Genomic DNA, 18,545 nt, shown 5'->3' on the forward strand with positions numbered 1-18,545 from the left:
CGATCAACATGACGTCATGTGGAATCATGAATTGAACTGATGATTCCACATTTCGGGCATTATGAGTTAGACCTAGTGGATTGAAATTGACGTTTGTTCGGCGCTCATATCCGAGGGATGCAAATGTCGGAATCAGACCAACTAGAGCATGTCTCCCAAAAGTGGGAACCGGTTTCGGGAGACATGCGTAAAGACAAAACTTAGAGCAAGATCATATATTTCGGGAACCAAAGCTGATGACAGGCCGCTCCGCCATTTCTTCCGTGCTTCTGATCGCCGCGCTCGCGGCCACGCTTGCTGCTTGCGGTCGCAAGGGCCCGCTGGAACCGCCGCCATCTTCGCTGATCACCGACGATCAGGGACACACCAAGCCAAAACCGAAGGAAGACAAGCCGATCATCCTCGACAAGCTGTTGTAAGTTTCTGCTGCAGGGCCTTCCCGTGAATCATTTCGAGTATCGCAACGGCGTTCTTCATGCCGAAAATGTCAACCTACCTGAAATTGCTCAGGCCGTTGGAACGCCTTTCTACGTCTATTCCCGCGCAACTATCGAGCGCCATTTCCGTGTATTCAGCGAAGCCTTTGCTGACATGGAAACGCTGGTGACCTACGCGCTGAAGGCCAATTCCAACCAGGCTGTGCTGAAAACGCTGGCGAAGCTTGGCGCCGGTGCCGACACTGTTTCGGAAGGCGAGATTCGCCGGGCACTTGCTGCGGGCATCCCGGCCAATAAGATCGTCTTTTCAGGCGTCGGCAAGACGCCACACGAAATGGACTTCGCGCTGGAAGCAGGTATCTATTGCTTCAATGTTGAATCCGAGCCGGAATTGGAGATACTTTCCGCTCGCGCCGTCAAGACTGGCAAGGTCGCATCCGTATCGCTGCGCATCAATCCTGATGTGGATGCGAAGACCCACGCCAAGATTTCGACCGGCAAATCCGAAAACAAGTTCGGCATTCCGCGCGTCAAGGCGCGTGAGGCCTATGCTCGCGCGGCAAGCCTGCCCGGTCTCGACGTGGTCGGCATCGATATGCATATCGGCAGCCAGATCATCGACCTCGAGCCGTTCGACAATGCCTTTGCCCTGATGGCGCAACTGGTCAAGGAATTGCAGGCCGACGGCCACAATATCCGTCACGTCGATGTTGGCGGTGGACTGGGTATTCCTTATCGCACGGATAACACGCCTCCGCCGCTACCCGTCGCCTATGCGGAAATCGTTGCAAAACATATCAAGCCGCTTGGCTTGAAAACCGTGTTCGAGCCGGGCCGCCTGATCGTCGGCAATGCCGGGCTTCTGGTAACGGAAGTGATCTTCGTCAAGGAAGGCGACGCCAAGAACTTCGTCATCGTGGATGCCGCGATGAATGATTTGATTCGTCCCACACTTTACGATGCATTCCACGACATCAAGCCGGTAGCCTTGCCGAAGGATGACGCGCCGCGTATTCGTGCCGATTTTGTCGGTCCAGTCTGCGAAACCGGTGACTATCTCGGCCTCGACCGGGAAGTGGCGAAGCCTGTTCCGGGCGACCTTATCGCCATCTGCACGACGGGCGCATATGGGGCCGTGCTTTCCAGCACCTATAACAGCCGTCTTCTCATCCCCGAAGTACTGGTTGATGGTGACCGTTATCATGTCGTGCGCCCGCGCCGGACTTATGAAGAACTGCTTGCGCTCGATTCCGTGCCGGAATGGCTATAGGCTTGCGACCATAATTGTCACGGCCCACAATTATCGTGGCCCAGATTTATCATGGCCCAGATTTATCATGGCAAAGCCTCGCCTTTGCCATGATGCGTGTTATCCTGTCAGCCGAACCGAAATCGGCTGACGTGAAAGACCATACCCTATGACTGCCTCAAAGGCGGCACGACAGACAGATAGCAGCAACGACAGGAAAAGCCTGCCGCGTCATGCGCGGGATGCTTTTCTGCGGCTGTTTTCAGGCGATGGCGCCAGCCTGCATCGTCTACGTCTGCGCAGCTTTCTTTCAATCAGCTTCGAGCGGTTCTGGCCGCTGATCCTGCCGCTGATCCTCATCATTGGTCTGTTTGCCAGCCTGAGCTGGTTCGGCCTGTTCGGCATGATGCCGCGATGGCTTCATATCGGCGTGCTGGCTCTATTTGGTCTTGCCGGCCTCATTGCACTTTGCCTGCCGTTCCGGTTTCGATCTCCGACAGAAAGTGACGTCACAAGCCGCATCGAGGCGATCAACGGCCTGGTTCACGAACCACTCGCCGTACAGACAGGCCATATGGCAACCGGTGAACATGACCCTTTCGCCGTTGCCTTGTGGCGCGAACACCAGCGCCGCATGGCGGACAGGCTCAAGAATCTGCAATCCGGCCTGCCCTATACACGCGTTCCCGAACATGACCCCTTCGGCATTCGTGCAGTGGTTGCCCTGCTCTTCGTGACTGCCTCCGCCTACAGCATCAGCCCGAACAGCGGGCGCATTACCGATGCCTTTCATATCCGCCCAGGCGATGGCAGTGCCATTGCCCGCATCGATGCATGGGTGACGCCGCCGCGCTATACCGGCCACGCGCCTGTCTTCCTGTCCACGACCATCGACAGTGAACGAGCGGCAATCAATGTACCGCAGGGCAGCATTCTGTCGGTCCGCGTGATCGGTGGCGGTTCTGAACGCCTGACTGCGACTGACGCAACGGGCGAGCGCCGCGAAATACAACCGATAAGCCTGAAGGAAGACCAGAAAGAACCTGCAGAACAGGCCGTCGTCGATGGAAGCCACAACTTCCGCTATGATTTGCAGCAGGACGAGACTTTGGCACTTTCCGGCACCGATGCGCGCTGGAAATTTTCCGTCACGCCGGACAATCCGCCGACGATCCGCTTCACGAAAGAGCCGGGACACGCGCTGAATGGTACGTTGCAACTTTCCTATCAGATCGAGGACGACTACGCGCCGGCAAAAGCCGAAGCTGAGATTATCCCGCTCAACAATGATGAGGATGAAGAAGCCGCACCGCTTTACGATGCGCCGGAACTGCCGCTTGCATTGCCCCGCCGCGGCGTAAAGGACGCTACGACGTCGAAGGACCTGACCGAACATCCATGGGCGGGCGAAAAAGTTGCGCTCACGCTGGTCGTAACCGACGCCGCCGGACAAACAGGTCGCAGCGAAACCAAGATCATTACCTTGCCCGAGCGCCCTTTCAGCAATCCGCTTGCCCGTGCCATCGCAGAGCAGCGCCGTATCCTCGCGCTCGATGCGACGCAGCGCGACCACGTGCTCGACATGCTGTCGGCAATCACGCTTCGCCCGGAAGAAACCATCAAGAACGCAGCCCATTATCTGGGTCTGGTCACGATTGGTACGCGTCTTCGTCTTGCCAGAAGCGATGACGCCTTGCGCGATGCCGCGGACTATATGTGGCAGGTTGCGCTCGGTATCGAGGATGGAAATCTGTCTGCTGCCGAAAGGCGCCTGCGGCAGGCACAGGAAGCCCTGAAAAATGCTCTTCAGAACGGCGCCCCGCAAGAAGAGATCGAAAAGCTTTCGGCAGAACTGCGCAAGGCGATGCAGGATTTTCTGCGGGAATTCGCCCAACGCCAGCAGCAGAACCCGAATACACGCCGCGCAGCACCCGATCCCAATGCGCGAATGCTAACGGAAAAAGACCTACAGCGCATGATGGACCAGATCGAAAACCTGGCACGTCAGGGCTCGCGCGATCAGGCGGAAGAACTGCTGTCGCAATTGCAGAATCTGATGGACAATCTGCAAATGGGACAGGCGCAACAGGGCCAGCCAGATCAGGGGCAAGGTCAGCAAGGCCAGATGCAGCAGCAGATGAACAAGCTCGGCGAACTGATGCAGCGCCAGCAAAAGACGATGAACGAAACCTTCGATCTCGATCAGAAGATGCAGCGCCAGTTCGGCGGCAGTGATGGTGAAGGCGAATTCGGCGACAACCTGTTCCCCGGTGATGATGGCTCCATGGGCGGCGGGCAGCCGGGCGGTGAAGCCGATAACGGCCAGAGCGGGAACGGTCAAAGCGGGAAAGGCGATATTCCGCCGGATATGGCCGAAGCCATGCGCAAGCTGCAGCAACAACAGAAAGACCTCCAGTCCGATCTGCAAAAACTGATGGACGATCTGAAGGGCATGGGCATTGAACCCGGCAAGGATTTTTCGGATGCCGGAAAATCGATGGGCAACGCAACGGATGCGCTGGGCCGCAGCGAAGGTGCAGAAGCAAGCGACCAGCAGGGTAGTGCGCTCGATGCACTGCGTCGCGGCGGACGCGACATGATGCAAAAAATGCAGCAAGCCATGGGCCAGCAAGGTCAGGAGCAAAGTGGCGCCAATGGCAGTCGCGGAAGGGACCCTCTTGGTCGCCAGCAAGGTACCAGCGGCGGCCTCAACGATGACATCAAGATTCCAGGTGAAATAGATATTCAGCGCGCGCGCGAAATTCTCGATGAAATCCGCCGCAAGCTCGGCAATGCGCTCACGCCGCAAATGGAAAAGGAATATCTGCAGCGTCTGTTGAAGTTCGATTGATCTGAAAGCACAGACGCCGGACGCGCTTATTCCATCACCCGGCCGACATAAGGCAACTGGCGGAAGGCATGCCCGACGTCCATGCCATAGCCGACGACAAAATAGTCGGGGCATTCGAAAGCCACGAAATCGGCATCAAGATCGACCTTGCGGCGCACGCTCTTGTCGAGAAGAACAGCAATGCTGACGCTCCGCGCGCCCCGTTCCAGCATGAGCTCGCGAACGAACTTCAGCGTCTTTCCGGATTCCAGAATATCGTCGATCAGAAGCACATCACGGTCACGCACATCGCTGTCGATATCGCGCAGTAGACGAACTTCCGTGCTTGTCGTTCCCTTGCCGTAGCTTGAAACGGTGATGAATTCGACATCGGGTTCCACACCCGCATCGTGCATTGCGCGGATGAGGTCGGCTGCAAAGATGAAGGAGCCCTTCAGGATCGAAATCGTCAGCAGATTGTGAAACTTGTGTTCAGCAATGGCCTTGGCGAGCTCGAGATTGCGACCGGCGATCTCATCCGGACTAAAGAGAACTTCGATTGTCTTGCCACCGACTTCGGGCATCTGCTGCTTCTCCTGATCGTTCGCTTTCGCGCAGACTTCGGCGCCCATCAAAGGTGCCGGAAAGGCACGCTCTATAGCACGGTTTGAGGAAATTGCACCCCACCGGATGAAGATGCTTCGGCTTCTCCATTTCCCGGCGTCGAGATTTCATATAGCGTGACCTGCATGCATCCAGACATCATCGAACTGCGATCATTTTACGACACGACACTGGGCCATCTCGCGGAGCGCGCGATCCGAATGGCATTGGCCGGTCTTTGGGGGCACGTGCCGGGAGAGAGGCTAGTCGGCATGGGCTACAGCCTGCCCTATCTCGACCGCTTCAGTGCCGATACGGAACGCACATTCGCCTTCATGCCGGCTGGACAGGGCGCCGTTGCCTGGCCCTCGATAGCAAAAACGGCAACAGCGCTCGTTTTCGACGAAGAACTGCCTCTGCCTGATTCCTCCATTGATCGCGTGCTCATGGTACATGCGCTGGAATATGCGGAAAATCCGACGGAAACGCTCAAGGAGATGTGGCGCGTCCTCGCCCCCAATGGGCGACTCGTTATCGTGGTGCCGAACCGCCGCGGACTTTGGGCCCGCTTCGAACACACACCCTTCGGCAGCGGGCGGCCTTACAGCAGAACACAGCTGACGACCTTGCTGCGGGAAGCGAATTTCACCGTCAGTACGGTGAGCGACGCCCTGCACTTCCCACCCGCCACGCGACGATGGATGATGCGGCCTTGTCTCGCACTCGAAGGCATGGGGCGACGGTTGTGGCCGGTCTTTTCAGGCGTTCTGGTGGTGGAAGCGCAAAAGCGGCTCTATCAAGGGCTGCCGGTTGCCCAGCGCTCGTCACGCCGCGTCTTTGTTCCGGTTCTCGCCCCACAAGGCACGCCCGTCGGTGGATTGCGGAAAGTACCGGCACGAACCATCACCACAGATCGAAAAAACTAGGGCATTTGCGCATCATCGCCCGCGAAAACGTGCAGTTGCTGCGGTCGCCAAGTACTACCTACAAGGTTTTTCTCGACTTGGACGCAATGGCGGGATATGCCGCCATCATAACTTTAACCCATCGTAACTTTAACATTGACCTTTTGGCGGAGCCAAAATCATGACCGATACGCAAAACCTTACCCGTCCCCAGCCCAAGGCCGGCTTGCTCGACATCGCAGCCTACGTACCCGGCAAGGAACACGTGGAAGGTGTTGCCAAGGTCTATAAGCTCTCCTCCAACGAAACGCCTGTCGGACCAAGCCCGCATGCTGTCGAAGCCTATCGACACGCTGGCGAAAAACTGGAGCTATATCCCGATGGACAGGCGCTGGCGCTGCGTGAGGCAATTGCCGAAACGCAGGGGCTCAACATGGCCAATATCCTGTGCGGCAACGGCTCCGACGAACTGCTTGGTCTGATCTGCCAAACCTATCTTGCTCCGGGTGACGAGGCCATCATTACAGAGCACGGTTTTGCCGTTTACAAGATCCAGACGCTGGGTGCAGGCGCGACGCCGATAACGGTGAAGGAGAAGAACGAGCGTATCGATGTGGACGCCATTCTGGCTGGCCTGTCGCCGCGCACGAAAATCGTCTTCATTGCCAATCCGGCCAATCCGACCGGAACCTATCTGCCTTTTGAGGAAGTCCGTCGTCTCCATGCCGGACTGCCGAAGCACGTGCTCCTCATTCTCGACGCGGCTTATGCCGAATATGTCCGTCGCAACGACTATGAATCCGGCCTCGAACTCGTTTCGTCCAACGAGAACGTCGTCATGACGCGCACCTTCTCGAAAATTCACGGGCTGCCCGGCCTGCGTATCGGCTGGATGTATGCGCCGCTGCACGTGATTGATGCCGTCAATCGTATCCGCGGACCGTTCAACATGAATTCGGCCGCCATTGCTGCGGGCGCCGCAGCCATTCGTGATCGCGCCCATGTCGAAAAGTCGATCACTTACAATGACAAGTGGCTTGGCTGGTTGGCCGACGAGTTCACCAAGCTCGGTCTGCGGGTAACGCCGTCAGTCACGAATTTTCTGCTGATCCATTTTCCGGACGATGCCGCACATTCGGCGGATAAGGCTGACGAATGGCTTTCCAAGCGCGGTTATATCCTGCGTCGCGTCGGCGGCTACGGTTTCCCCAATGCCTTGCGCATGACCGTCGGACCGGAAGAAGCCAATCGTGGCGTCGTCGCCGCCCTGACTGAATTTTTGAAGTAGAACAATGTCCACGGTCCATTTCGACAAGATCGCCCTGATCGGCATCGGCCTTATCGGTTCATCGCTGGCCCGCGTTATTCGGCGCGAAAAGCTCGCAGATCACATCGCCATTGCCACACGCAGCGGTGAAACGCTGAAACGCTCCGAAGAACTGGCACTCGGTGACAGCTACACCACCGATAGCGCTGAGGCTGTCAAGGATGCCGATCTGGTCATCGTTTCGGTACCCGTCGGCTCGTCCGGCACGGTAGCGCGGCAGATCGCGGCAAATCTCAAGCCCGGCGCCATTGTCACCGATGTCGGCTCCACCAAGGCTTCCGTGATTGCACAGATGCAGCCGGAACTGCCCGGCAATGTGCACTTCATTCCGGGACACCCGCTGGCGGGCACGGAATATTCCGGGCCGGATGCAGGCTTTGCCGACCTCTTTACCAATCGCTGGTGCATCCTCACCCCTTTGGCTGATACGGATGAAGCAGCACTGGAAAAGCTGAGTGACTTCTGGATCGCCTGCGGCTCGCGGCTTGATCGCATGGACCCGCAGCACCATGACCTGGTGCTGGCTATCGTCTCGCATCTGCCGCACATCATTGCCTATAACATCGTCGGTACAGCCAGCGATCTGGAACAGGTGACCAAATCGGAAGTCATTAAATATTCGGCTTCCGGTTTCCGCGATTTCACACGACTGGCCGCATCCGATCCGACAATGTGGCGTGACGTATGCCTGCACAACAAGGATGCCATCCTTGAAATGCTCGGTCGCTTTTCGGAAGATCTCGCCTCGCTTCAGCGCTCGATCCGCTGGGGTGATGGTGAAGCACTATTTGATCTGTTCACGCGCACGCGCGCTGTTCGGCGCGGCATCATCGATGCCGGTCAGGAAGTAGATGCACCGGACTTCGGCCGTCAGGCTGCGACGCGCACGAGCGAAAAAAAGTAAGGAACGGATAGGGCCGCAAATATACTGTCCTACTCCCTTACTGGCTTATTCCCCTACTCCCTTAAAGAGCAGGCAACCGCCCGAGCGGAATAAATCCGGCGCTGACTTTACCTTTGCGAACGGCGATCTCCATAACGGGATTGCCGTTTTCGTCTTTCGGCATAGCGGAAAGAGCAAACAGAACGGTGGCGATATTGCCGCCCTGCTCGGGGAATACGGTCTGTCCTGCCTGTGCCAGCGACTGCGGATTGACGAGCGTCAGTTTCACATCAGCATTGATGAGCCCGTCGGCATCGACCGAAAACGGCCCTGCAACAGAAACCATGGCTCCATTGGGCATGGACAGGAAAGCCTGATTGACCGTACCAGAATGTCCGCGCAGACGTTGATGGAAAGGCGTTTCGCTCCTTGCAAGCAGTGTCGCAGCATCTGCCACATCAATATCCGCCACACCGTCGATTTCAGGGCTAGTGGCACTACCGATCACTGCCTTGGCAAGCTTCAATCCAGCAAAGCGGCCATTGATCTTCAAAGTTCCGTCCACTTGGCTCATGCGGAAATCCATCTGCTCGAGCGTGCTGAGCGGCTCCGTCTTCGTCGTTTCGGTGCGAAGGCCAACCGCGACCTCACGTGCAGCCAGTTCGATTTCGGTCGGGAACGGACGCGCCAGCCGGGTATTGGAGGTAAACTTGCTCCAGTTGACTTCCAGCGGCTCCAGTCCCGGAAACTCGATGAAGGCCGGACCTGTCAGATCGTTCGAGAGCGAACGTGGCGCATAGACCGGCGATCCCGAAGTGAAACGCCCGGCGCGGAACGACATACCCTCGGAAGGACGTTGCCAGGAAATGCTGTCGCAGACAACATTGACGCGCAGCGGATAGCCGCCCATGCGCAGGTCTTCGCATTTCACACCAACACCCTGGGCAGCAAGCTTGGCCATATCAGCCTTGGCTCGCGCCTCCAGCCTGTTTGCAACGTAGAACCAGCCCGCCGTATAGCCAGCGATCAAGACAACAAGAATGACGACGAGCGTTATCGGACGCTTTCTGGCTTTCGGTGCGTTCATTCCAGGGTGCGCCATTTCAAAAGCCTTACATGAATCAGACGGTTGTTTCGAAGAGCCTCACTCCGGGTTCAGACCGAATATCCAACCCCGATATGTTTTGCTCCCCCCGACTGTTGGCCATATTATGGCAGGAATGTGCCTTGTGAAGCGAACGAGAAGAAAAATAGAGGGATATCCGTTGAATACCGGTGGAAATCGACGTTCACTAAATCAATATGGACACTCTCATGACCACACTCCCTGATGATAGGCGAATGAACGATTTCTGGGTTTTCGGTTACGGCTCGCTGATGTGGCGGCCGGGTTTTGCGCATGTGGAGACCATGCGTGCACGCCTTTACGGCTACAGGCGCAGCCTGTGCATCTACTCGCATGTCCACCGAGGGACACCGGACCATCCGGGTCTGGTACTGGGCCTGGATGCTGGTGGCTCGTGTCTCGGTATTGCTTTTCGTGTGCCCGGAGACATGACCGGCGAAGTGATGACCTATCTGCGCGAACGTGAAATGTCGAACCAAGTCTATCATGAAAAGCATCTTCGCCTGCGCCTTGCCGATGGCCGCGATGTCGACGCCGTCACCTACGTGGCCGACCGCCGCCACCTGCAATATGCAGGCTCGCTGAAAGCCGAGGAAGCCGCGGCCATTGTCGGATCCGCCCGCGGCGATTCCGGCACCAATGTGGATTATGTTGCCAACACGCTCCAGCATTTGCGTAATATGCGCGTCCGTGATCACTGGCTGGAGCACGTCAACGATCTCATTCACCACAATTCTCAACGACAGTTCAACGGTTCGGGCGGCTGAAAACACTTGCTGCGCTTCTCAAAAATTCCAGCGCTCAAGCCCTCAGCCCTTGTTCTCGCCCGATGCAACCGCTACATCTCGGCCAATCGCCAAGGAGGCCTCCATGATCGCATTGTTCCGCACCATTGATTTGGCGCTCGATATTTACACCTATATTATTATTGCGAGTGCCATTTTCTCGTGGCTCTATGCGTTCAATGTCGTCAATTCCGGCAACCGCTTCGTGGCATCGATCGGTGAGTTTCTCTACAAGGTAACAGAGCCCGTTCTTCGCCCGATCCGCAATATTTTGCCCAATCTCGGCGGCATCGATATTTCGCCTATCATCCTGTTGCTGATTATCTTCTTCATCCGCCAGTTCATGTGGACGACGCTGCTGCCGCTTTTCCTTTAAGCGCATTTCGATCTGATTGGGTCGGATCGGCGCTCTAAGTTATTATATTTCAAGCATAATTTTATCGATCCTCGTTTCACTCCGGTCGGATTATGCTCTAAGCGCATCACTCGCAAGCCTGAAAACAAAAGCGCCCGGACATTGCCGGGCGCTTTTGTTTTAGACGGATCGAAAAGCTGTCGCTTACTTGCCCTTGGCGCGTTCGATAGCTTCCACGATGAACTTGCGTGCGTAATCCTCGTCGCCCCAGTCACCGATCTTGACCCACTTGCCGGGTTCCAGATCCTTATAGTGCTCGAAGAAGTGCGCGATCTGCTTCAGAGTGATCTCCGGCATATCGGTATAGTCGTGGATCTTCTCGTAGCGGCGCGTCAGGTGCGGCGACGGAACGGCAATGATCTTTTCATCCTTGCCGGAATTGTCTTCCATGACCAGAACGCCGATCGGGCGAACGTTGATCACGCAGCCGGGAACCAGCGGACGGGTGTTGCAGACGAGAACGTCAATCGGGTCGCCATCTTCCGAAAGCGTATGCGGCACGAAGCCGTAATTGCCCGGATAGGTCATTGGCGTGTAGAGGAAGCGGTCGACGATGAGGGCGCCGGCCTTCTTGTCCATCTCGTACTTGATCGGCTGGCCGCCGACAGGCACTTCAATGATGACGTTGACGTCTTCAGGAGGATTGGAGCCGATGGAGATGGCATCAATATTCATGATGTGTCCTTTCGTGTCGGGCTCTGATAACGGGTTTCATGGTTGCACGCAAGAAAAACGAAAGTTCTAGAAAACGCGGCGAATTGTCGTTCTCGCAACGCAATTGAACGTGATCAGGCCGATAACATGCTGTGAGGGTTAGGCGCCGAGCTCGTTCAGTCTTTGAACGGCGGTCGGTGGCATGGGTGGTGGATTAGGATCGCGGCTGGCGGCGACCAGAAATTCGTCACAGGCCGTTTCGGTGGATTCGATAAGTCGCTTCAGGAATTCTTCCTTCGGAAGCCCCGCCGGAATTGGCGGCAGAATACGGGCGCGAATGGTTCCAGGATAGCGGAGGAATTTGCGGCGCGGCCAGTAGAGGCCTGCATTGTGCGCAATCGGCAATACCGGAAGATTGAGCGCCTCATAGAGATGAACGATTCCATATTTATAGTGCGGCGGAGCTCCCGGCGCCCGGCGCGTTCCTTCCGGATAGATCAGAATCTGGCGGCCTTCCGCAATCGCCTTTTCCGCTCCCTTGGTGATCGAATGCAGCGCTTTGACGCGGGAACCGCGGTCCACCGGGATCATCTGCATCTTGGCGATATACCAGCCGAAAAGCGGAATGCGCATCAATTCTCGCTTCAGGATCAGCACGGGATCGTCAAGATAGGGAAGGAAAGCATAGGTATCCCAGGCAGACTGGTGCTTTGGCGCGCAGATATAGGCGCCTTCGGGAATGTTCTCCAATCCTTCGACCACATAGTCTGTCCCGGCGATATGCTTCTGGAGCCAGAGATTGACCCTTGCCCACAGCTTCGGCACGATCCATGCCTTCTTGCGGGGCAACAGGAAATAAAAGGGCGTATAGACGATCATCTGAACAAGTGTGCAGATATAGAACGCCGCATTGAACAAGATTGAGCGCAGATAGAGAAGCATCAGTCGGTGGAGACCCTGGCTAAAGCATTTTCGCTCCCGGCTGGCGGTAAACGATCACGCGCGAATTCTGGACTTTCTGCAGAAAGTGACGGCACCGATATATCAGGAAGATCGGCCATTTCCATCAGGAAATCGCAATCCTGCAGCCAGATCAGCTCTCAGTCATTGCATTTTGCACTGACTGCGTTCCAAACAGTTCGGTCGCACCCACACGGACAGCAGCGCCCAGATATTTCACATATTCGATGAAGAGCACGCGCAATGTGTCGCCTTCGGCAACCCAGCTATGTTCGCGTCGCTCCCCATTCACGACCGGATAGGGAATGAATTCCACATCCTTCATGCGATAGGACATTTCAAGGGTACTGCGCGGAATATGGTAGTTATTGGTGACCAGGATCACGCGGCGATAATTGTTGCTACGAATCCAGCGTTCGCTTTCGGTCGCATTGCCGATGGTGTTGAGCGCAGACCGGTCGAGATCGACACAGCAATCGAAGAGGCTCTGATCCGCATGGGTCGCACGCTGCAGCGCCTTTTCATTGGTCGCCGGATGAACACCGCTGATCAGAAGCCGCTTCCCTCGCTTGTCCTTCAAAAGATCGACGGCCGCCTGGATTCTTGACTGTCCACCAGTCAGAACGATGATTGCATCAGCAGGCTCCTCGATAGCCGGAGGCTGCATGCTGGTGACTTTTTCACCAAACGCGACGAAGCCGACGAGAAACGCCAGAAGAACAACAAACAGAACGATGGAAACAGGTTGGAAACGTCTGAACATGCGCATCATGACAGACCATAAGAAATTACCGGACGCAACTGTAAAGGACTGCAGGGAAACGCCGCTCCGATTGCGGCGCCAGACCACATCCCCCGTAGAAAGCCCGTTTGCTGTCTGCCTCTGTGCCACTGCATCGTCACTCGACCGGTGCCCGCCCGATAGCGCTTGCGGGATTCGCGTACCATCTCTTCTTCCATCATAGCCAGCATTGCGGCGAGAAGTCGGAGAAGTGGACGAAAATCTTGTCCTGAAAGCGCCAGTATCGGAAAAGGCCTTCATTCGGAGCGCACTCCCGGACCATCCATGGTTGCAAGCTGGCGTATCACCGTCAGGCGGCTGGTCAGCATGGTGAGGAAACTGACCAGAATAATGATGACGGCAGCGCCGATGTAGCCGCTACGCCCGATGGCGAAATTACCGAACATGGCAGCAGCCTGGTCACCTTCGGGGGTCGCCATATGGCTCGATGCCCACCACGAGAAGATCAGAAATACGAACATTGCCGCCGCTCCGCCGCATAGCGCTCCCTTCAAGGCGGTGCGGAAGAAATGCCATTCGAACTCACGCGCCACAAATTTCGATTCAGCGCCGATAAAATGCAGCACTTCGATAATATGGCCGTTGCCTGACATTGCGCCGCGTGTGGCGAAGATCACGGTCAAAACGGTGGCAGCAATCACGAGCGAGAGAACGGCGGTTCCAACCAGCACCGTCGTGTGCGCCATGGAGACAAGCCTGTCGACCCAGGTGCGATGATCGTCAAAGCTAGCCGCCGGGATGGCGCGTGTAATTTCAGCACGCATTGTTTCAAAGTCAGGCGGTGCGTTCTCGTCGATCGTGACAACGACAAGACGCGGTACGGGCAGTTCATCAATATTGAGGCCACTGCCCAGCCATGGTTCGAGCAGGCGCGCTGTCGCATCCTTGTCGATGATGCTGGTGCCTTTGACACCGGCAAAGCCGCGCGCGATCTCGCTCGCCTGAGCCAGAGCCTTTTCCATGTCCTGCCCGTCAACCGGTCGGATCTGGATCGTGGCTTCGCGTGCGATCTGGCTCTGCCAGGCAGCAGCCGAGGCGCGAACAAGCGTCACGCCGCCCATCGTCAGACAGGCCAGAAACGTCATGATGGCGATCACGATGACGAGTGCGGTGCCCGTCACGCTGCCATCGGGCACGATAGGACTTGGCCCCTGACGCTTCCGGCGTTTGCCGATACGAACGAGCAGCATGTCCTTGAGATCTTCGAAACGAACCCGGATGTCATCCAATGTACGTCGCCAGGCGTTCTTTGCATCAATCATAAATGTCGAGCCGCCCATGTTCGAGGATCATGCGTCGCGCATCGACCTGCTCCATCAGGGAAAGGTCGTGGGTCGCGATAATCACAGCCGTACCTGAACGGTTCAGCTCGGTGAAAAGGCGCAGGAGACGCTTTGCAAGCGGCGGATCGACATTGCCGGTCGGTTCGTCAGCCAGAAGCAGTTCCGGCTGATCGATGAGTGCGCGGGCAATGGCTGCGCGCTGCTTCTCACCGCCCGAAAGAACCGGCGGCAGCACATTCATTCGGTCGCCGAGCCCAACCCAATGCAGAAGCTCCTCCACTTCGTGACGGTAGGTTGCCTCTTCCTTTCCGCGCACACGCAGCGGCAGCGCCACATTCTCATAGGTGGTCATATGGTCGAGCAGGCGAAAATCCTGAAACACGATGCCGATGCGGCGGCGCAGAAGCGGAATTTCCGCATGATTGAGCCGCGCAACATCCTTGCCAAAAATATTGATAAGGCCGCGTGTCGGCTTCAGCGCCATGAAGAGAAGGCGCATGAGCGAGGTTTTCCCTGCCCCAGACGGGCCGGTCAGAAACTGGAATGAACGCGGCGGAATATGGAAACTGACATCGCGCAGGATCTCAGGACCCATTCCATATCGCAGGCCGACATTCTCGAAACGTATCACCGGGCTGTTTCTCTTCAATTGTCCGCGCACTGAGGGGCGCACGGATGACATCGATATCAGATCGACCTTTATCCTCTATGATTAATGTTGCGTTAATTCAGCCCGTGCGAGCCTTAAAAAATGCGTGACCGTGGCTGCGGCCATGAAGCATTAACCATTATGAGCCAGTGTGTGGCACCAGTCGAAGGGCGAAAAACGCAAAGGAAGATGACGGCATGATGGCGAAACAACCATCGACAGCGCAGATGTCGCGCGTGCCTTTGTGCGAAAACCATCGCGCAACATGGTTTACTTCCGATGCCGGACCGGTCGAGGATGCTGAATTCGAAACCATTATCCCGGCCTCGCCACGCCCGAAATCCTTCTCATACAGCATTCCGCAGAAGCCGTTCGCGTCAAGCAAGCTTATGTCCGAAACAAGTCTCCCCGGCGGATGGCCCGGATTCGGCTATTGGGTTTTCGTCGCTCTTTGTGCGACAACCGCCTTCTGGATAGCGGGCGGATATACACTGCTTGCCGACAAACCTCTTTCCGGCATGCAGCCAACCCTGCCACTCATTTCGGCACTTCAGCTAACCGATCTCAAAACCAGCGTTGGAGTGCACGATAAAGGCGATGTTCTCAGTATTGGCGGTCGCATCCGCAACACCACATCCGAAGAACGCACCACGCCGCCGCTGATCGTCATGATTACCTATAGCGACGGCAGCAAACGCGAACGCCGTCTGGCTCCAGGAGAAGCAATGCTGAAACCAGGTGCCTATATCGACTTTGAGACAATGCTTCCTGCGTTGCGTGGCACCATAGAGAAAGTCGATGTGCGACTGGCCACTCAAGCCTGAAGCGGTCCGGCTACTGCCAGCAACCGAGGTTGCGACCCTTGAGATTGTGCGAATCGATTTGGACCACAAGGCGCGGGTCCTCGCGCAAAAGGACCAATGTCGTGCGCTGCTTGAGATCGATCTTCTCCCAGCCCGCGCATTCCGTCGGCATTGGCGTGCTGTCGATCTTCACCTTTTCGGTCCATGCAGTCGCCGTGCAACCGGACAGGGCTGCAACAATCGGAACGACTTTGACGGCCTCCAAAACGAGCCTTTGCATTTTCGTCCCACGATGAGTGTTCAAGGCTGACAACTCCAATCTGCCCCGCGAAATCCCGGCCAAACAATCTTGTATCGGCCAGCGTCGCCCGTTCGACATCTGCGCTTATAACGTGCCGCCGCCCTGCTCCGCAATATAGCTGAGCGGTATCGACAGCTTTAAAAAAAGCCTAGCCGACCAACTCTTACTGTCCGCCGGAACCCAATTTGGAAGAGATATAAAAGCAAACTCGAATATATGAAGAATAGCTTTTCCATTTACTGAAACGACAGGGAAATCCACAGAGAACAAAAGCCGCCAATAAAGTTAAACGTGATTGTCCAAAGAAAAAGACGATTATATGCTTCTTGCTAAATGATTCGCATATGACATTTTCACTACACCAACCCTGGGGACTTCCATGCTGAACAAATTGTCGGCTGAATTTTTCGGAACATTCTGGCTTGTTTTCGGTGGTTGCGGCAGCGCAATCCTCGCCGCAGCCTTCCCTGAACTGGGCATCGGCTTTCTCGGCGTCGCCCTCGCCTTCGGTTTGACTGTCCTTACCATGGCCTATGCTGTAGGCGGCATTTCCGGCGGTCATTTCAACCCCGCCGTTTCCTTGGGCCTCATGGTGGCTGGTCGTCTTCCAGCCAAGGACCTGATCCCATACTGGGTTGCACAGGTTCTGGGCGCTATTGCAGCTGCAGCCGTACTCTTCCTCATCGCTTCAGGCAAGGAAGGCTTCTCCGCCGGTGGCCTCGCTTCGAACGGCTATGGCGAACTTTCGCCAGGTGGCTACAGCATGATGGCAGGCCTGCTCATCGAAGTAATCCTGACGGCCTTCTTCCTCATCATCATTCTGGGCTCCACCTCGTCGCTGGCTCCGGCTGGTTTTGCCCCGATTGCCATCGGTCTCGGCCTGACCCTGATCCATCTGATTTCGATCCCGGTCACCAATACATCGGTCAACCCGGCCCGTTCGACCGGCGTCGCTCTCTTCGCCGAAACGGCAGCACTCAGCCAACTCTGGTTGTTCTGGGTTGCACCGCTTGTCGGCGCGGCGATCGGCGCGATCATCTGGAAAGGCCTGCTCGGCAAAGACTGATCCAGAACGACAGCAATGAAGGGCCGGTTCAAACCGGCCTTTTTTGTTTGTGAAGCTGCACTGTCACTGTCAGATACAGCACTTCACAAAACCGTTCACAAAAAGTGGTTCCGATCATGGGAAGGATGCTGTAAGTAACATCTATCTTCTTGTTGTTGCGCATTATCCCAAGCAAAGCCGCTTCGCACTTTTGCTGGAAATGCTTTAGATGTTATGAGCAATGTCCCCCTCCACTGATGCTTCTTCTGCGGATCGTTACGCAGCATTCCGGCACTCTGCCTTCAAAAAATACTGGGGCGCCCGTTTCCTGAGCGCATTTGCGGTGCAAATCGTGAGTGTATCGGTGGGCTGGCAGATCTATGATCTCACCCGTGACGCCTTCAATCTGGGCATGGTCGGACTGGTACAATTCCTGCCGGCCCTGTTGCTGGTTCTGGTAACCGGCGCTGCTGCCGACCGTTTCGGCAGACGCTTCATCATGGGCCTGTCGCTCATTCTGGAAAGCGTTGTGACGGCGTTGTTGCTCTGCCTGACCCTTGCAGGTCTGTTCGAGCCCTTGACCGTCTTTGCAGCGCTGACCCTTTTTGGTGTCGCCCGCGCGTTTCTCGGCCCATCTTCCGCATCCCTGGTCGTCAATCTTGTACCGACGGAGGATTTCGCGAACGCCGTTTCATGGAATTCATCGGCATGGCAGGTGGCGACAATCGTGGGACCGGTTGCAGGTGGCCTGCTCTATGGCATTTCTCCGGTCGCAGCCTATTCCATCGCAACGCTGTTCCTGCTGATTGGCTCCTTCCTGATCTTCTCCATTCCAAAGCCCAAACAGCACACGCTTACCGAGCAGCGCTCGCTGACGAGCATGCTGGCTGGCTTCCGCTACATCTGGAAGGAAAAGATTGTCCTTGGCGCGATTTCGCTCGACCTTTTCGCCGTGCTCCTTGGCGGAACGGTGGCTCTGCTGCCAATCTATGCGCGAGATATCCTCGATCTCGGCCCTTGGGGGCTTGGCCTGTTGCGCTCAGCTCCGGGCATCGGGGCTGTCCTGACTGCCGTCTGGCTTGCTGGACATCCGATCCGCGACCATGCGGGCCGCGTGATGTTCATCTTCGTTGGCCTCTTCGGCTTCTTCAATATCATCTTCGGCGTCTCGACACTGACATGGCTGTCCGTTGTTGCCCTGGCATTTGCGGGTGCGGCTGACATGATCAGCGTCTATATCCGCGAAACGCTGATGCAGCTTTGGACGCCCGATCACGTGCGCGGTCGCGTCAATGCCGTCAACATGGTCTTTGTCGGAGCATCAAACGAGCTTGGCGAATTCCGTGCCGGTCTGATGGCCGCAGCCATCGGTGCTGTTCCGGCTGTCGTCATTGGCGGGTTGGGATCAATCGCCGTCGCGGTCGCTTGGTCAGCAATGTTCCCGCAATTGCGCAAGGCCCGTCACCTGCAAGGACGGGTCTGATCGTT

The 18,545-nt window shown here is 56.5% G+C and carries 19 protein-coding genes; 11 read left to right on the forward strand and 8 right to left on the reverse strand.

Features of this window, described 5'->3' with window-relative positions:
• The first annotated feature begins 236 nt into the window (after positions 1-236).
• The 3 genes from lptM (at position 237) to F9K94_RS10090 (ending at position 4,537) form a co-directional block, all read left to right on the forward strand.
• Positions 237-419 carry an LPS translocon maturation chaperone LptM gene (lptM, locus tag F9K94_RS10080; RefSeq protein WP_061344485.1) on the forward strand — a complete coding sequence of 61 codons (183 nt, stop codon included), beginning with the start codon at positions 237-239 and terminating at the stop codon, positions 417-419.
• A gap of 22 nt (positions 420-441) precedes the next feature.
• Positions 442-1,707: a diaminopimelate decarboxylase gene (gene lysA, locus F9K94_RS10085; RefSeq protein WP_151645434.1), complete on the forward strand. Its 1,266-nt coding sequence runs from the start codon at positions 442-444 to the stop codon at positions 1,705-1,707.
• Positions 1,708-1,855: 148 nt separating this feature from the next.
• Positions 1,856-4,537 carry a TIGR02302 family protein gene (locus tag F9K94_RS10090; protein WP_151645436.1) on the forward strand — a complete coding sequence of 894 codons (2,682 nt, stop codon included), beginning with the start codon at positions 1,856-1,858 and terminating at the stop codon, positions 4,535-4,537.
• A gap of 26 nt (positions 4,538-4,563) precedes the next feature.
• On the opposite strand, the gene hpt is transcribed toward F9K94_RS10090, so the two are convergent.
• The gene (gene hpt, locus F9K94_RS10095; protein WP_061345194.1) at positions 4,564-5,100 is read right to left on the reverse strand and encodes a hypoxanthine phosphoribosyltransferase; all 537 of its coding nucleotides are present in this window, start codon (positions 5,098-5,100) and stop codon (positions 4,564-4,566) included.
• A gap of 165 nt (positions 5,101-5,265) precedes the next feature.
• On the opposite strand from hpt, the gene F9K94_RS10100 reads away from it, so the two are divergent.
• From F9K94_RS10100 to F9K94_RS10110, 3 genes are all read left to right on the forward strand, one after another.
• Entirely contained in the window at positions 5,266-6,045 is a 780-nt protein-coding gene (locus F9K94_RS10100) for a class I SAM-dependent methyltransferase (protein ID WP_061344488.1), read from the forward strand.
• A 160-nt stretch (positions 6,046-6,205) separates the two neighbouring features.
• Positions 6,206-7,312: a histidinol-phosphate transaminase gene (gene hisC / locus F9K94_RS10105; RefSeq protein ID WP_151645438.1), complete on the forward strand. Its 1,107-nt coding sequence runs from the start codon at positions 6,206-6,208 to the stop codon at positions 7,310-7,312.
• 4 nt (positions 7,313-7,316) lie between these two features.
• The gene (locus tag F9K94_RS10110; RefSeq protein WP_151645440.1) at positions 7,317-8,255 is read left to right on the forward strand and encodes a prephenate/arogenate dehydrogenase family protein; all 939 of its coding nucleotides are present in this window, start codon (positions 7,317-7,319) and stop codon (positions 8,253-8,255) included.
• Between the two features lie 61 nt (positions 8,256-8,316).
• Here the strand turns inward: F9K94_RS10110 and F9K94_RS10115 are convergent, their stop codons facing one another.
• Positions 8,317-9,336, reverse strand: a complete 1,020-nt coding sequence (locus tag F9K94_RS10115; protein WP_151645442.1) for a DUF2125 domain-containing protein — start codon at positions 9,334-9,336, stop codon at positions 8,317-8,319.
• 212 nt (positions 9,337-9,548) lie between these two features.
• On the opposite strand from F9K94_RS10115, the gene F9K94_RS10120 reads away from it, so the two are divergent.
• A complete protein-coding gene (locus tag F9K94_RS10120; protein ID WP_151645444.1) occupies positions 9,549-10,127 on the forward strand; it encodes a gamma-glutamylcyclotransferase in 579 nt (192 codons plus the stop codon).
• Positions 10,128-10,230: 103 nt separating this feature from the next.
• Positions 10,231-10,521: a YggT family protein gene (locus F9K94_RS10125; protein ID WP_061344492.1), complete on the forward strand. Its 291-nt coding sequence runs from the start codon at positions 10,231-10,233 to the stop codon at positions 10,519-10,521.
• Positions 10,522-10,704: 183 nt separating this feature from the next.
• Here the strand turns inward: F9K94_RS10125 and ppa are convergent, their stop codons facing one another.
• The 5 genes from ppa to ftsE all read right to left on the reverse strand — a co-directional run bounded on the left by ppa (position 10,705) and on the right by ftsE (position 14,854).
• Positions 10,705-11,235: an inorganic diphosphatase gene (gene ppa / locus F9K94_RS10130; RefSeq protein WP_010657539.1), complete on the reverse strand. Its 531-nt coding sequence runs from the start codon at positions 11,233-11,235 to the stop codon at positions 10,705-10,707.
• Between the two features lie 138 nt (positions 11,236-11,373).
• Positions 11,374-12,156, reverse strand: coding sequence for a lysophospholipid acyltransferase family protein (locus F9K94_RS10135; protein ID WP_061344493.1), 783 nt, complete (start codon positions 12,154-12,156; stop codon positions 11,374-11,376).
• Positions 12,157-12,307: 151 nt separating this feature from the next.
• Positions 12,308-13,216 (reverse strand): YdcF family protein, encoded by a 909-nt coding sequence (locus F9K94_RS10140; RefSeq protein WP_151645446.1) that lies wholly within the window; start codon positions 13,214-13,216, stop codon positions 12,308-12,310.
• On the reverse strand, positions 13,213-14,238 hold the full coding sequence (locus F9K94_RS10145) for a cell division protein FtsX (protein ID WP_061345196.1): 1,026 nt from the start codon (positions 14,236-14,238) through the stop codon (positions 13,213-13,215). The genes F9K94_RS10140 and F9K94_RS10145 overlap by 4 nt, the downstream gene beginning before the upstream one ends.
• Entirely contained in the window at positions 14,231-14,854 is a 624-nt protein-coding gene (gene ftsE / locus F9K94_RS10150; RefSeq protein ID WP_029375806.1) for a cell division ATP-binding protein FtsE, read from the reverse strand. Before ftsE ends, F9K94_RS10145 begins: the two co-directional genes overlap by 8 nt.
• Positions 14,855-15,105: 251 nt before the next feature.
• Between ftsE and F9K94_RS10155 the strand changes: the two genes are divergently transcribed.
• On the forward strand, positions 15,106-15,732 hold the full coding sequence (locus F9K94_RS10155) for a hypothetical protein (RefSeq protein ID WP_192799493.1): 627 nt from the start codon (positions 15,106-15,108) through the stop codon (positions 15,730-15,732).
• A gap of 10 nt (positions 15,733-15,742) precedes the next feature.
• On the opposite strand, the gene F9K94_RS10160 is transcribed toward F9K94_RS10155, so the two are convergent.
• Entirely contained in the window at positions 15,743-15,991 is a 249-nt protein-coding gene (locus tag F9K94_RS10160; protein WP_061344496.1) for a hypothetical protein, read from the reverse strand.
• Between the two features lie 400 nt (positions 15,992-16,391).
• Here F9K94_RS10160 and aqpZ point away from each other — a divergent pair, with 400 nt between their 5' ends.
• Positions 16,392-17,078, forward strand: coding sequence for an aquaporin Z (gene aqpZ, locus F9K94_RS10165; RefSeq protein WP_061344497.1), 687 nt, complete (start codon positions 16,392-16,394; stop codon positions 17,076-17,078).
• A gap of 220 nt (positions 17,079-17,298) precedes the next feature.
• A complete protein-coding gene (locus F9K94_RS10170; protein ID WP_061344498.1) occupies positions 17,299-18,540 on the forward strand; it encodes an MFS transporter in 1,242 nt (413 codons plus the stop codon).
• Positions 18,541-18,545 lie beyond the last annotated feature (5 nt).

Origin of the sequence: Brucella tritici (assembly GCF_008932285.1) — a bacterium.
Classification (GTDB): Bacteria; Pseudomonadota; Alphaproteobacteria; order Rhizobiales; family Rhizobiaceae; genus Brucella; species Brucella tritici.